The sequence below is a fragment of the Leptospira yanagawae serovar Saopaulo str. Sao Paulo = ATCC 700523 genome, from assembly GCF_000332475.2.
Taxonomy (GTDB): Bacteria; Spirochaetota; Leptospiria; order Leptospirales; family Leptospiraceae; genus Leptospira_A; species Leptospira_A yanagawae.
On sequence record NZ_AOGX02000015.1, the window covers coordinates 468,929 to 483,082 of the forward strand.

General features: G+C 37.2%; 13 protein-coding genes and 1 pseudogene. 5 read left to right on the top strand and 9 right to left on the bottom strand.

Annotated elements, in window-relative coordinates; all coding sequences use genetic code 11:
- Positions 1 to 23: 23 nt before the first annotated feature.
- A complete protein-coding gene (locus tag LEP1GSC202_RS05890) occupies positions 24 to 1,217 on the bottom strand; it encodes a DegT/DnrJ/EryC1/StrS family aminotransferase (RefSeq protein WP_015677410.1) in 1,194 nt (397 codons plus the stop codon).
- A 156-nt stretch (positions 1,218 to 1,373) separates the two neighbouring features.
- Between LEP1GSC202_RS05890 and add the strand changes: the two genes are divergently transcribed.
- Positions 1,374 to 2,726: an adenosine deaminase gene (add, locus tag LEP1GSC202_RS05895; protein ID WP_015677008.1), complete on the top strand. Its 1,353-nt coding sequence runs from the start codon at positions 1,374 to 1,376 to the stop codon at positions 2,724 to 2,726.
- Positions 2,727 to 2,735: 9 nt separating this feature from the next.
- On the opposite strand, the pseudogene LEP1GSC202_RS05900 reads toward add, so the two are convergent.
- The 3 genes and pseudogenes from LEP1GSC202_RS05900 to LEP1GSC202_RS05910 all read right to left on the bottom strand — a co-directional run bounded on the left by LEP1GSC202_RS05900 (position 2,736) and on the right by LEP1GSC202_RS05910 (position 4,239).
- Positions 2,736 to 3,245 (bottom strand): annotated as a pseudogene (locus tag LEP1GSC202_RS05900) (VOC family protein).
- A gap of 19 nt (positions 3,246 to 3,264) precedes the next feature.
- Positions 3,265 to 3,771 (bottom strand): hypothetical protein, encoded by a 507-nt coding sequence (locus LEP1GSC202_RS05905; protein WP_156825346.1) that lies wholly within the window; start codon positions 3,769 to 3,771, stop codon positions 3,265 to 3,267.
- A gap of 39 nt (positions 3,772 to 3,810) precedes the next feature.
- Positions 3,811 to 4,239, bottom strand: a complete 429-nt coding sequence (locus tag LEP1GSC202_RS05910) for an ester cyclase (protein ID WP_015677237.1) — start codon at positions 4,237 to 4,239, stop codon at positions 3,811 to 3,813.
- A gap of 213 nt (positions 4,240 to 4,452) precedes the next feature.
- On the opposite strand from LEP1GSC202_RS05910, the gene ygiD reads away from it, so the two are divergent.
- Both ygiD and LEP1GSC202_RS05920 read left to right on the top strand, forming a co-directional pair.
- Complete coding sequence (gene ygiD, locus LEP1GSC202_RS05915) at positions 4,453 to 5,292, top strand: 4,5-DOPA-extradiol-dioxygenase (RefSeq protein WP_015677259.1); 840 nt, start codon at positions 4,453 to 4,455, stop codon at positions 5,290 to 5,292.
- Between the two features lie 46 nt (positions 5,293 to 5,338).
- Entirely contained in the window at positions 5,339 to 5,989 is a 651-nt protein-coding gene (locus LEP1GSC202_RS05920) for an alpha/beta hydrolase (protein WP_015676466.1), read from the top strand.
- 276 nt (positions 5,990 to 6,265) lie between these two features.
- On the opposite strand, the gene purB is transcribed toward LEP1GSC202_RS05920, so the two are convergent.
- A complete protein-coding gene (gene purB, locus LEP1GSC202_RS05925) occupies positions 6,266 to 7,570 on the bottom strand; it encodes an adenylosuccinate lyase (protein ID WP_015677190.1) in 1,305 nt (434 codons plus the stop codon).
- A gap of 108 nt (positions 7,571 to 7,678) precedes the next feature.
- Between purB and LEP1GSC202_RS05930 the strand changes: the two genes are divergently transcribed.
- Complete coding sequence (locus LEP1GSC202_RS05930) at positions 7,679 to 8,446, top strand: glucose 1-dehydrogenase (RefSeq protein WP_004786786.1); 768 nt, start codon at positions 7,679 to 7,681, stop codon at positions 8,444 to 8,446.
- On the opposite strand, the gene LEP1GSC202_RS05935 is transcribed toward LEP1GSC202_RS05930, so the two are convergent.
- The 4 genes from LEP1GSC202_RS05935 to LEP1GSC202_RS05950 all read right to left on the bottom strand — a co-directional run bounded on the left by LEP1GSC202_RS05935 (position 8,433) and on the right by LEP1GSC202_RS05950 (position 13,712).
- Positions 8,433 to 10,397, bottom strand: a complete 1,965-nt coding sequence (locus LEP1GSC202_RS05935; RefSeq protein WP_015676960.1) for a M23 family metallopeptidase — start codon at positions 10,395 to 10,397, stop codon at positions 8,433 to 8,435. The two genes, LEP1GSC202_RS05930 and LEP1GSC202_RS05935, sit on opposite strands and share 14 nt — an antisense overlap.
- A 94-nt stretch (positions 10,398 to 10,491) precedes the next feature.
- A complete protein-coding gene (locus LEP1GSC202_RS05940; RefSeq protein WP_015677555.1) occupies positions 10,492 to 11,274 on the bottom strand; it encodes an enoyl-CoA hydratase/isomerase family protein in 783 nt (260 codons plus the stop codon).
- A 104-nt stretch (positions 11,275 to 11,378) separates the two neighbouring features.
- Entirely contained in the window at positions 11,379 to 12,356 is a 978-nt protein-coding gene (locus tag LEP1GSC202_RS05945) for a response regulator (protein ID WP_015676972.1), read from the bottom strand.
- 6 nt (positions 12,357 to 12,362) lie between these two features.
- Entirely contained in the window at positions 12,363 to 13,712 is a 1,350-nt protein-coding gene (locus tag LEP1GSC202_RS05950; protein WP_015676595.1) for an EAL domain-containing protein, read from the bottom strand.
- 88 nt (positions 13,713 to 13,800) lie between these two features.
- Between LEP1GSC202_RS05950 and LEP1GSC202_RS05955 the strand changes: the two genes are divergently transcribed.
- Entirely contained in the window at positions 13,801 to 14,046 is a 246-nt protein-coding gene (locus LEP1GSC202_RS05955; RefSeq protein ID WP_015676818.1) for a GlsB/YeaQ/YmgE family stress response membrane protein, read from the top strand.
- The last annotated feature ends 108 nt before the right edge of the window (positions 14,047 to 14,154 follow it).

The window sequence follows — 14,154 nt, forward strand, 5'->3', positions numbered from 1 at the left end:
AGTTTTTAATTCAGTGATGACAGTTATGCGAGAAGTTCCTTCATTGCATCAATGACATCTTTTTCATCAGTTTGGGTCATTCCTGCAAATAAAGGTAAAGAAACAGACCTATCATACATCAAACAAGCGTTTGGATAATCTTTTCTTTGGAAACCGTAGGTTTTTTTATAGTAAGGGTGTTCAAAGATTGGAATGAAGTGTAAACTTGTTCCAATGTTTCGTTCCTTTAATTCTTCAACAAGAGTATCACGTCCAATTTTAGCAATTTTCGGATCAATTTCGATTCGATACAAATGCCAACTATGAATTCCATTTGCATCTTCTTTCGGAAGTTTAACTCCTTTCAAATTGGAAAATTCGGCATTGTAATGTTTGGCGATTTCCGTCCTTCTTTCCCAAAACCCATGTGATTCTTTTAGTTGGACCACACCTAGTGCCGCAGCAATGTCCGTCATATTGTATTTATAACCTGCATCCACCACTTCATAATACCAACCTGGACGATTGAATGCATCTCGGTTGATTCCATGGAGGCGCATCCTTCGAATGCGATCTGCAAATTCTTTATGAGAAGTTGTGATCATTCCACCTTCTCCAGTTGTAATCCCTTTCGTTGCATAAAAACTAAAAACAGTAAAATCTCCCCATGTCCCAATCATTTTGTTTTTGTGAACTGCAGGGAAGGCATGGGCTGCATCTTCAATCACATAGAGATTGTATTTTTTTGCGATGCCTAGTATGGCTTCCATATCGCAAGTATACCCAGCCAAGTGGACAGGTAAGATTGCTTTGATTTGTTTTCCTGTTTTTTTACTTGTTAGTTCTTTTCCGTTCCATTTGCACTTTGTACTGATGGTTGCTTCTAAGGTTTCCGGAGTCATTAAGTTGTGGATGGGATCTACATCCGTTAAAATCGGTTCTGCTCCAAAGTAACAAATCACTTCTGCTGTGGCAGTAAAGGTGATGGCACTTGTGATTGCTGCATCGTTTGCTGTCAGTCCAATCGCTTCTAAGGATAAATGAAGGCCTGCCGTTGCTGAGTTGACTGCGATGGTTTCTTTACTTCCGACAAAGTCACCAAACTCCATCTCAAACTGTTTTACTTTGGGACCTGAAGTCACCCAACCGGATCGGAGGACTTGGGCCACTTCTTCTATTGCATCTTCTGAAATGGAAGGAAGAGCAAACGGTAGGAAAGTTTTACGAGATGTGAGCATATTCATTTATACGACATAATTCGGAAAAAATTTCCAGTCTTTTCCGCTCCCAAACTTCCTATCGACGGGATTTTTCAAAGCTAAATAGGGATTTTCACCTAAGGTTTAAAAATCTACTTGTAGGCACTCATCAAATTCGGCATTCTTTCCTGGAACATGGAAGTTCCTTTTTCTGAAATCCTTAGCCGAATTGCCGTCATTGACCGTGACATTGCGGAATTAAACCGACTCAAAAGTCGATTGCCAGCTGACAGACCCTATTCGCCAACCATCCAGCTAACCTTCGATAAACAAATCAACACCCTACTCAATGAAAGGGTGTCACTCATGGAATTGCCCGTACTCCACCCACCACTTTGGTTATTGCCAAAAGAGGGAGAGGGAAGCGCAGAACAAGTTTCCATACTGAAAGAGAGAAAATCACTGCTTGCAGGTGATCTTTCTGTAGCCCATCCTAATGAACAAGACGTAATCAATTTTATCCGTGAAATACCAAAAACAGAAGTCCATTTACACTTAGAAGCGTGTGTGAATAAAGAAACACTTAAGTTTTTGTATAAAAAAAATGGGATCGAGGTTACAGACCAAGAATTCGAAGATAAATATAATTTTAAAGATTTGAATGGGTTCATCCAAGTATTCTTTTTTGTTCAAGGTTCTGTTAAAGAAGCTTCCGACTTGGGATACTTTATCGATAGTTTAGCGGACTATTTGCGATCCAATAACATCGTATACTGTGAAGCCTTCTTTGCTCCATCTAAGTTCATCCAAAACGGTTTGGACTTTGATGAAATGGTTGAAGTGATGGTGAATCGAATTCGCCAAATCGAAGTGAAAGATGGAATCTCAATTCGTTTGCTTGTTGACGTTTCTCGCTCTTTTGGTCCTGAAAACGCAATGAATAACCTAAAACGAGTATTAGGTCTAAAACACAAAGAAGTGATTGGGATTGGACTTGGTGGGGCTGAACTTATGGGTCCTGCAAAAGATTATGCCGAAGTTTTTAAAATCGCTCGTGAATCTGGATTACGTTGTGTTGCTCACTCTGGTGAGGATGATGGACCTTGGGCGATATGGGATGCGGTGAATTTATGTAAAGCGGAACGAATTGGACATGGAACATCTGCTATCCAAGACCCTGAACTGGTTCGTTACATGAAAGAAAACAAAATTCCAATTGAAATCTGTGTCACATCGAATGTGTTCACAGGAAAGTATGTTAGAAAAGAACAGAACCATCCAGTTCGATACTACTATGACCAAGGGTTGATGCTTTGTATCAATACAGATGATCCTGATATTTTTAACGTAAACTTAACTTACGAATTCTTTAAATTGTATCGCTTTTTAGATTTTTCCATCGATGAGATCATTGATTTGGTGAGACAAGGTGTACTGTGTACTTTCCATCCAGAAAAAGAATCTCTTTGGAAATCCATGGAAGAAAAAATTGATCGAATCAAAGTGAAATACAACTTAAACACAGAAAAACAAGTGATTTCAGTTTAATTGCTGGGGTCACTTGACAGCTTCTTTTAAAACGCTGATATCAATTTTACGCATTTTTAACATAGCCTGTGTTGCCTTCTCACGTTTGATTGGATCTTTGTGAGAGATGAGCTCTAAAAGGATATTTGGTGTGACTTGCCAAACCATACCGAATTTATCTTCTACCCAACCACACATCAGTTCTTTGCCACCTTCGGACAACGCATTCCAATAATGATCTACTTCTTTTTGTGTTTCCACATGGATCATAAAGGAAACACCCCAAGAGAATTTAAATTCAGGACCACCGTTATAAGCAGAAAACCTTTGTCCATTCAACACAAACTCTGCTTACATCGGATTCACTGAAATGACTTTGGATTGTTTGAAGATCCCAGTGTAAAAATTTGTTACTTCTTCCAAGTTCGCATTGAACATCAAAAAAGGAGTAATGGGACTCGAACTTTTTGAGTTAACAGTGGTTTTGATCTTGGGTGACTTCTTTTTTGCAATGTTTTTCTTTTTTTTGGGTGTAGCCATCGGGTAATCCTTTTATCCTTTAATCTTCGTTTTCTTCATCTGGTTTTGGAATATAATCAGCAAACGGTGATTTGTATTTTTTTACATCTTTGCAAATGAGTGTTGCTACGAAGATGCCAAAATTGGAATCACTTACCATTCTTGCACGAAAGTGATCGCAGTTAAAAAATTCTATATCTTTGGAACACCTATCAATATCTTCCGATTTATATTGATAATCCATACTAAAAACTTCAAAACGAGAAATGAGTTGCACCATGAGAAACAAAGCGTTGTTTGTTTCTGTCGAAAGGCTCCTGCGCCAAGGATCAGGATTGGAATCTCTTTCGTTGTAAGTGTAATTGAGTAATCCACAACTATTGAGTTTGCCAAGGATTCTACTTGTAACCCTTTTGTTTGCTTCAGTCCCCGAGATAAAATCTGAACCAATCACTAAAAAGTTACAGCTTATATTTCCAATTCCCATCCATAGGAGTAAAATTCTAATTAAGAAATATTTAATACGTTGCACGTGAGATAAATTCAATGGATTTTTCCTTTAAGATTCTGGTTTAAAAAATTCCTTTCATTTATGTTGTGATCGAAGTGATGATTTCTTTTTAGTTTTTGGAAGTAATGCTCCCAAAAATTCACTTGAAATCCATTCTTCTTCAATTTTAGATCCGTTAAATTTGGAGACGATCATTTCTTCCCATTTGATTATGTTTCCCACATTTTGATTTTGAAGGGAAGAAGATTTTATTTTTCCTTTTAAAGTACGTTTCCATACGACCGTATCATCAGTTTCATGAATGAATTCCAAATTTACGATTTTTAAATCGGACAAAAATGAATTTAAGTTTTGAATCCATTGGCTTACGATCTTAAGTCCGTTATATGTTTTCTTAGAAGTGTGGGCGATATACTTAGAAGAAAAATATTCTGGAATCACTTTCGTTTTTGGATTGGAAAAAAGTTCATGTAAAATCGAAGTAATCCGTTGTTTATGATCCATATTTTTCCGTTTCCAAAAAATCATTCTTAGGTGAACAAAATGTAACCTGAGTACAATGTAAAAATTGATACATTTGTTTCGTATTTGGAAATCAGAAAAAAGTAGAATTGGGAAAAATTGTTTACCAAGGGTTAAAATAGGTTGACAATAAATAGTTTGATATTAAACTATATGGAAAGAGGAGGCATTGGGTATTTCTACCTGAGAAGCCATATGGACCAAAAAGAATTGAATACAGAAAGGAACGAAAATGGTGGAAAACGAGTTTATCCATCCCTTTTTTTGGGACATGGAAGCCCTATGAATGCAATCGAGGAAAATGAATTTGTCGACGGACTTCGCTCTCTATCGAAAACAATTCCAACACCTCGGGCTATTCTTGTGATTTCTGCGCATTGGCTAACAAATGGAACCTATGTCACGGCAATGGAACATCCTCCCACCATACACGACTTTGGTGGATTTCCAAAGGCATTATTTGAAGTCCAATACCCCGCGCCTGGTTCTCCTTCTTTAGCGAAAGAAATTCAAACATTGGTAAAATCACAATCGGTTCAGCTGGATTATGAATGGGGTCTTGATCATGGAACGTGGAGTGTTTTAAAACATATTTATCCAGAAGCAAACATTCCGGTTGTCCAATTGAGTATGGATTACAAACTTCCTCTTCAAAAACATTTAGAGATAGCAAAGGAGCTTTTGCCATTAAGAGAACAAGGCATTCTCATTATTGCCAGTGGTAATATTGTACACAATCTAGGAATGGTAGCTTGGGACAGATTGAATGAAATTTATGGTTTTGACTGGGCAATGGAAGTGAACCAAAATGTGAAAGAATGGATTTTAAAAGGAGATATTGAATCTTTAATTCAGATTAAAACGAAAGGTAAAAAATTCGAATGGGCAATACCAACAACCGAACATTATTTACCTCTATTGTATACGATAGGAACTCAAATGGAATCGGATTCGATTTCTTTTTTCAATGATAAACCAGTTGCTGGGGCCTTGACAATGACCTCTGTACGTTTGGATACTCACCCAATCAAGTGATGAACAAAAATTACAGTTTTCCAATGAAGGTATCGAAAGAATCAATATGAATTCACCATTAACATATCTAATCCGAAAACCAAACGTTTCGATTGAGAATCCCCCACTTTTGATTTTGTTACATGGTGTCGGCAGTAATGAAAATGATTTATTTTCTCTCACAGATTTTTTACCAGATTCACTTATGGTTGTTTCTGTAAGAGGGCCCATCACTCTCGGCCGAGATCGATTTGGTTGGTATGAAATTACTTTCTCTGGTGGCGTTCCCAAAATTGATACCGAACAACAAGTAAAGAGCCATAAAATAATTTTAGAATTTTTAGAATATTTAAGTAATAAGTATCGATTTAATTCCAAACAAGTTTGGATCGGAGGTTTTAGCCAAGGTGCAGTGATGTCGTATTCCGTTGGTTTAGAACATCCCGATCGCATCAAAGGGATCATTGCTTTGAGTGGTCGGCTATTAGAGGAAACAAAAAGTCAAATTTTGATCGAGGATCAATCCAAAGGACAACGAATTTATATAGCCCATGGAACAAACGATAATGTGATTCCAGTCACTTCTGCAAGGGCCTCTAAAGATTATTTAGAGTCGGTAGGATTGGTGCCAATTTACAAAGAATATATGGAAGGCCATACCATCAGTCAAGAAATGTTAAAGGATTTGGTAAGTTGGTTGGAAAAGGAATTGGCATAAAAATGTTTTTGTTAGGTAACATATCCCATTCGCAATAAAAGTGGAAAGGAAACTTTTTTCTCTTTTTGAATTACCCAAAACGGTTTCATCAATGATTCTAATTCTGCCACTGGATGATTACCAATCGAAAATGATACGCTTAAGTTAAATAGAATGTGTTTGCCATCCGAGAATTTTTAGACGATTTTACCAAGGTAAAATAAAAAGGGTTAGGTTTGTTTTGAATGCATAACCTAACCCTCTAAAGAGTTTAAAAAATCTTTGAATGAATGATTTTTAATCAGTGATTCCCAATCGTTTGAAGATGAGCGGAATTCTTTCTAAATATGGTTTGATTTGGAAAATTTCATCCAAGTCAGAATCATTTAATATCGAAGAACAACGAGGGTCTTGTTTCAATAGGTCTCTTAGATTTTTGGATTGGTCAGCCCAAACCGCCATTGCATTTTCTTGTACGATTAGGTATGCATCTTCACGAGTGATTCCACCTTTTTCGATGAGCCACAACAATACTTTTTGTGAAAATATTAAACCACGTGTGACGTTTAACGTACGTTCTGTTGCATCAGGATACACATGAAGGCCTTTTAGAACGAAATTCATTTTTTCTAAGATGTAATCGAGTGCTATTGTAGAATCAGGTAAAACAATGCGTTCCGCAGAAGAATGGGAAATATCCCTTTCGTGCCAAAGACCAACGTTTTGTAATCCGACATTCACATTGGAGCGAATCACACGAGAGATACCCGAAATTCTTTCACAAACCACAGGATTACGTTTGTGCGGCATTGCTGATGATCCCTTTTGTCCCTTTGCAAATGGTTCTTCCACTTCGCGACCTTCTGTTTTTTGTAACAAACGAATTTCCGTTGCCATTCGGTCTAAGCTAGCTGCAACCACACCAAGTACTGACATATAAAATGCATGTCTGTCTCTAGAAATCACTTGTGTTGCAATTGGATCTACTGTTAAACCGAGTTTGGTTAATACATACTCTTCAATTTCTAAATCGATATTGGAATACGTTCCAACGGCTCCAGAAAGTTTTCCAACGGCAACTTGTGCGCGGGCATCTTTCATTCGTTCTAAGTTACGAGTCATCTCTGCATAAAAGAGTGCAAACTTAAGGCCAAGAGTCATGGGTTCCGCATGGATTCCATGTGATCTTCCGATACAAGGAAGGTCTTTGTACTCTTTTGCTTTTTGTTTGGTTGTTTCTAATAATGTTTCTGTCCGTTGGATGAGGAGGTCCATTGCTTGCACCATTTGCACACAAAGTGCGGTATCACCTACATCACTGGAAGTGAGACCGAAGTGAACATGACGGCCAGCTGGTCCTATATAAGAATTTAAATTGGTTAAATACGCGATCACGTCATGATGCACTTTGGATTCGATTTCTAGAATTTCATCCACATTGAATTTTGCTTTTTGTTTGATGGTTTCGAGGTCTTCTTTTGGTACTTCTCCTCGATTGGCGCGCGCCTCGCAGGCATAAATTTCTATATCTGTCCAAATTTTAAATTTGTTCTCTAATTCCCAAATGGCGGAAATTTCTGGATGGCTATATCGATCGATCATAAGGGCAGTCTCTCAATGCAAACTTCTGCTTCAACTGGTAATTTTACGATTGCCGAACGATGTTCGAGTTTCATGTTTAGAATCTAGTAATAAATCCTAGGGGGGCATATGTCCAAAGAATTCGAAGGAAAAGTAGCACTGGTAACGGGAGCTGCCTCTCCCATTGGTTTGGGAAGAGCAATTGCAAACCGAATCGCATCGCATGGTGCAAGTTTGGTGCTTGTTGATTTGAATCAGGAAAAAATTGAAGAAGCGGCAAGAGAAGTCGAAGCAAAATTTGGTGTAAAGGCAATCGGAGTTGCATGTAACGTAACTAAACCTGAAGATTGTGACGCTGCGATCAGCAAAACTAAGGAAGCCTTTGGAAAACTTGATTTTCTAGTGAACAATGCTGGTGTTTTGAAAGACAACCTACTCATTCGTATGTCAGAACAAGAATACGACTTTGTTATGGATGTTAACTGCAAGGGTGTTTTCCTTATGACTAAGTCTGCAAGTAAACTCATACTCAAATCTGATTCAGGAAGAATTGTGAATATCTCTTCCGTATCAGGATTAACAGGCCAACCTGGCCAAGCAAACTACTCTACTTCTAAAGCGGGAGTCATTGCTCTGACAAAAGTTTCTGCACGTGAATTTTCAGGAAGGAACGTACTCGTTAATGCTGTATGCCCAGGATATGTACAAACAGAAATGACAGGCACACTTTCCAAGGAAGTACAAGAAAAGTTAACAGATCCTGCAGTCATTCCACTCAAACGTCCTGGAAAACAAGAAGAGATCGCATCTGCAGTTAAGTTTTTCTTAAGTAATGATGCATCCTATATTACAGGAACATACCTCCGCGTTGACGGTGGTGCTGCTATCGGGATGTAGACTTTTTATCCTTTGCCTTAGGTGCGATCGTGATTGGTTTTACCACCTTTTGTACCTTAGGCGAAGATTGTTTTGATTTGGTTTCTTTTGTAGATTTTTTTTCTTTTGGATTTTCGACTACCGTTGTTTCGGTGACAATTTTTTTCTTCTCTTCCACAACCGGTGGGGCCTGAATTTCATAATCGTATCTTACCGTAGAACTCCAATTCCCAGCAAAATCTCTTACGCTTGCAAGAACTGTGTGTTTGCCAGGTTCGTATAAAATCTCTGGTTCAAAAATTTCAAGGCGACCATCTTTTGGAAAAAATTCCGCCTTACCAGGAATTCCATCCACCGTAATATCAAATCCATCTGGCATAATCCCTGATCCAATATCCACAGCTTTGAGATATAAAGCAAAGTCCTCTCTTGGATAAACCGATTTATTCATCAATTCATGCAAATAGATGTTTGGTGGAGTTTGATCGGATAAAACCACAAACAGTCCCGTTTTGCGGAGGCGGACTTTAAAAAAATGCCCCCAAGAACTAAAGGAAGAACCGTTGATTTTTTTAACATTTCCATCTGGTAATACTTCATACAAATCAGCCGAATTGATATCTTTCGTTTTGGGGACTTTCACATACAGATCGTAACCCAGATTAAAGTCTTTGAAATCGGGGCCAATTTTATACACACTTGAAAGTTGGTTTAGACCTTGTGTGTTGATTTTGATATGTTCTTGTGCTTCAATTTCAAAGAATGCTTTTGAATAAACTGCATTCACGGGAAAAAATAATTCCACCTTCGTATCCTTTGATTTGAATGTAGTATAACGATCATAATACACATTATATTTCCATTCTTTAGTGACAATGTGGCTGTAATCCCCTTGGTCTTTTAAAACATAAAAAGAAGCAAGAGACATCTGTCCTCCCATACCAGTGGCACGAATGGTTACCTCTTTCGGTTCACCCATTTTCATTTGTTCACTGTCAAGAAGGCCTTGTTCACGACCGTTGCTTCGCATTCCAAGTAAATCATTTCCATCTCTGGTATGTAAATAATAGGAGAAAGGATTTCCATTGGGTTTACTGACGGAACTGTCGTACAATAAAACATTTTTTCTAGTGTGTTCTTTTAGAATCTTTGAAAGTTGAAAACCTTGTAATACATTATCACCAATTAACATATCTAAGGTGAATATACCTAATCGATTATTATTCGATTTTTGATGGATCGCAATCTGAATGCCCACTTTTCCTTGGATAAAAAGTGTTGGTGATTCTGATAATTCAAAACGATTCCCACTAGTTTCATAAAATGGTATTTCAATTGTTTCATTTCGGCCATTGATGAATGTTCGTGGAGTTTGCGGGGTGATTCGTAAGGTATTAAATACAATTGGTTCTGCAGCATTATACCCCAATCCAAAATGCATTGGATTGTAATACACATTGTCTTTAAAAAGTTCAAAGTGTAAGTGAGGGGGACCAACACCCGTGTCTCCAGAGAATGCAATGGTTTCACCTGCCTCCACGTCTACAGGTTCTGGAAGTGCAATGTCAAAATCCGTTCTGTCTTTGAATCGTCTCGCTTGTTTGGATTTTAAGATTTGTTTGACAACTTTTGGCGCGAATTTGTGCAAATGGCCATAACGAGAAGTCATTCCATCATCATGTTGTAAGAATAGCGCATAACCAATGCTAGTCCATCTCCGTTGGACTCTGGTCACTTTTCCTTTTGCCACAGCAAGGATGGGAACACCTATCTTTCCACCCGTGGAAAAATCCTGACCCATATGAAAATGACCAGTTTGAAATTCGCCAAAGGCTCCTGTGATGGAATCAAAACCTTTTACAGGCCATACATAGGGATTTTTTAAAACAAATCCTGGTGGATAATCAGAGGATGATATTGCAAAGAGAGTGAAAAAACTTGGAATGAGGACTAATACGAAAAAACGCAACATCAGATTTCACTATAATTTTCGGCAAGTATGGTGAAAAGACTTATAAGAAATCAGGAGACAGAATTCTAGACTCCTGACTTTCAATGTAGAACCGTTATTGGAAAACAGGTCTCCTTTTTTCTTTGAGTGCAGTCATTGCTTCCAGTAAATTATCCACTACACCTGGTTGTTCAAATGATTTTGTCGTATCAATTTTGTATTGTTCCAAGTTACGTAAAAGATTTGCATTCAATGTATTTTTTGTCGCACGGAAAGCGGAAGATGGAACCTTTGCGAGCGACTCTAATTTTTTTAGAGCAAGTTTTCTAACTTCTTCAGGTGTTGGAGCAATTTCATCAATGAGACCTATTTTTTTGGCTTCAGGTGCTTTATAAATGGTTCCCTCCAAACAAACTTCTGCCCAATATCTCGGCTCGACACACATCTTAATTCGATCAATGAAACTACCAGGAAGTGGTAATCCAACATTCACTTCAGTAAAACCAATGCGACATTTACCGTCTAACATGTATTTGAAATCAGATGCAACTGTTATCACTGCACCTCCACCCATTGCATAACCAGTAACTTCAGTAATGAGAGGTTTATCGAATTTCACAAGTTCTCCAAAAAGGATAACAATGCCACCCACTTCGTCTATTAGTTTGTCTTTAGGTGTGGCTAAAAGATTCTCTGCATCAAGTCCATTACAGAAAAATTTTGGATTGTCAGTTGCAAAGATCACACCTCTTTTTTTAGGATCTGCTTTGATTTCATTTAAAATCTCACCGAGGTCTCTCATGTTTTGGCCTGTGAGTGAGTTTTGTTCATTCATTTGGAAACGAATGATTTCTCCTTTTCCATTAGGTAGATCGATTTCTTCTCTTTTATAGTTCATATATCTCTTCTTTTATCTTAAATTTCTATTGTTTTACTAAATATTTTCCGCTTGGTTGGAATCTTGATTCCCTTATATTAACAGGTAAATGGCAATTATGATTCTTATATAGGATTTGTATCTTTGATATTGTTTTTTATTTCGTTTGCAGTAGTTTGAGATGTTTCCGCTGGGTTCACTTCAGTAGATGGCGATGGAGTCAAACTCGTTGGACCAATTTCCACTTTGACATCACCTAAATTGGTTGGAGGAACTGATGGACTTTGTGAAGCTTCTTTGTTGGAATCTTTCGCAAACTTTTCTTTTTTTTCCTTTTTTCGTTGTTCCTCTTTTTTCAATTCTTCCATCTTTACGTATTCATCGAATTCGTTCGGTGCCATAAACACTAACATTCTTTCATCGTCTTTTGCATGTTCAATAAAAGCACCCATATGTCGGCCCGCAATGAAAATGATTTTATCGTGATTCTGAAATATTTTCATTACACGTTCAAAAACTTCGACTTCATCTTTTCCAAGTTCTGGAACTACCCTAACATCAAAACAAATTCTTTCTGCCTGGATCGATTTTAAAAAATTAATCGTAAAAATTTTTTTAAACTCTGGGAATACATATCGTTTTAAATTGGCACGGCATTGGAACAATACCCGACCATGACCTCGATCAACTACGACAAATGAAACATTATCCCTTGTTTTGGAAGATTCACTGAATTTATACTCTTCAATATGAGATTGGATTCTATCAAGTAATGCCTGTTTAGCGAGTGGTTTTATCATGTAATCTGTAAAACCAAGTTTTTTATGATTCGTGATAAAGTTATTTTCTTCCTTCGGAATCATTGCCAAAATAGGAATGTTGTGTGTGATTACGTCGCGGCGAAGTTCTAAAATGAATTCTAACTCTTTTTTGTCCTTAAACGTTAATCCCATTAAAATAATATCTGGGTTAGAAGATTTAACATATTCTTGAACGGTCACCGAAAACTTGGTGATCACTACACGTTGGCGCAATCCTAAAAAAATATTTTCCAAATCTTGAGAGGAATTTGGATCATTTTCGATAGCCATGATAAAATGCATAAAATTTTAAATGAGTCCTTCTTCGGATGCAACTAAGAACAAGTTGCCAACTTTCTTTTGTTTTTCCGATAAAATTTTATCTGTTAATACTTCTTTCACAACATCCTCGTGAATGGAATGGAGTAAATCAAAATCCCTTTTGTAATCCGTAACTGTCATTTTTCCAAATAAGATATTGGCTTGGAATTGATAAATTTGGTGTTCCATTAAGAAATTTAAGGTATCAAAATCTTCGACAGCTTCGGCCGTAATCACTGCTTCGCGGTTGTCTGCCAATCGTTTGCAATAATCAATAAAAGCTAAATTATCCAAAAATTTAATTTGGTCTTCTTCGATTTTAAATTTAAAACTAATCGGATCCAATTTGAATTCTTTGATCATAATCCCGAGATCGAGTACAATTTGATGAGACTGACTTTTGACTCCAAAGTCATCAGCAGCAAAACTCATTCCGTGCGAATAAAATGCATGGCACACATCTTTTAAATGAAATTTAGATTCATCGTATGGTTTTTCTACAAGTTCAAATCGAACATTCTCAGGTGATAGGTCTTTGCTTAGGATGAGTTTTTTTAATCGGTCGACTCTGTCGTTTTGTGAGAAGGTATCTATCAATGATTGGGGAGAAATATTAAACTTTAATAACCCTGGTGCACCTTCACATGCTATGATCAGTTTTTCTAAAATTAATAATTCGATCCGGTTGATGTCCTGGTCAGATGGGATGTCATTGATTAGATCTTTATAACCTATGTATGCCCCTCCACCTAAAAACACTTCCCCACCTTTCACAGAATAGGTTTTGTCTTTTGGATTGAAGATCACTGTCGGTTGGATCATGGCTTCATGAACAGAACCTGAAATGTATGTATTGGCTTTGTTGTAATAGGTCCAACTCCAACGCACTAAGTTGTCGTTAAGATTTTTTTCAGAAGACTTAAATAGTTCTGCAAAAATTTCTTCGTTATCAGAAATAAAGTTAGATTGTGTTCGGGATACACCAAAGTGAAAGGAAACGATTTTGTTCTGCAGGCATTGTTGTTGGAATTTTCCAACTGAGTTTTCGATATTGGGAAATTTTTCAATGTCCCATTCAAATAAAGGTGAGATTCCCATTAACAAGATGTTTTGTTTTTCCAAGTAGTGGAACCCAAAACAAATATCTTCCAAATCCAAACAGGAATAAAATTCAGTGCGTAATAAATCTAAAAATTCGGTAAGTTCAATGCCAGTGATATTTTCGAATCGAATGAGAAAGAGTGGTTTTCCTTTATTTTCTTGGATGAAATGTTTTTTGAATACTTCCAAGTCTTTCATTCCGAAATAATAGGGACCTGTTAAAAGTTGATTTTTCAAATGTTACCTTCGTATATGATTTGATTCTTTAACGACGTCTTGTAATTTTATGAGAATTCAATAGAAAAGGCAACAAGGATAGTCACTTATGTATAGTTTTATTTGGTTTTTACTCATCGGACTGGCGGCAGGTTGGCTTGCAGGTCGAATCCTCAGAGGGAAAGGTTTTGGGATCATTGCCAATTTAGTGATTGGTGTGGTAGGATCGTTTTTAGGTGGAATTGTATTTGGTTTACTTGGTTTCCGTTCTTACGGAATCATTGCCGAACTCATTGTCGCCGTAATTGGAGCGATCCTTTTGATTTTCATCGCAGGCATCATCAAGAAAAAATAAACCAAACACAAGGAATCGAAGTGTTCCTTGTCGCTACGTTTATCAATTGATCTGGAATTTGACAGGGAGACATAAATCCCTGTCTGCTGGTTGATTTTGTAAGGCAAA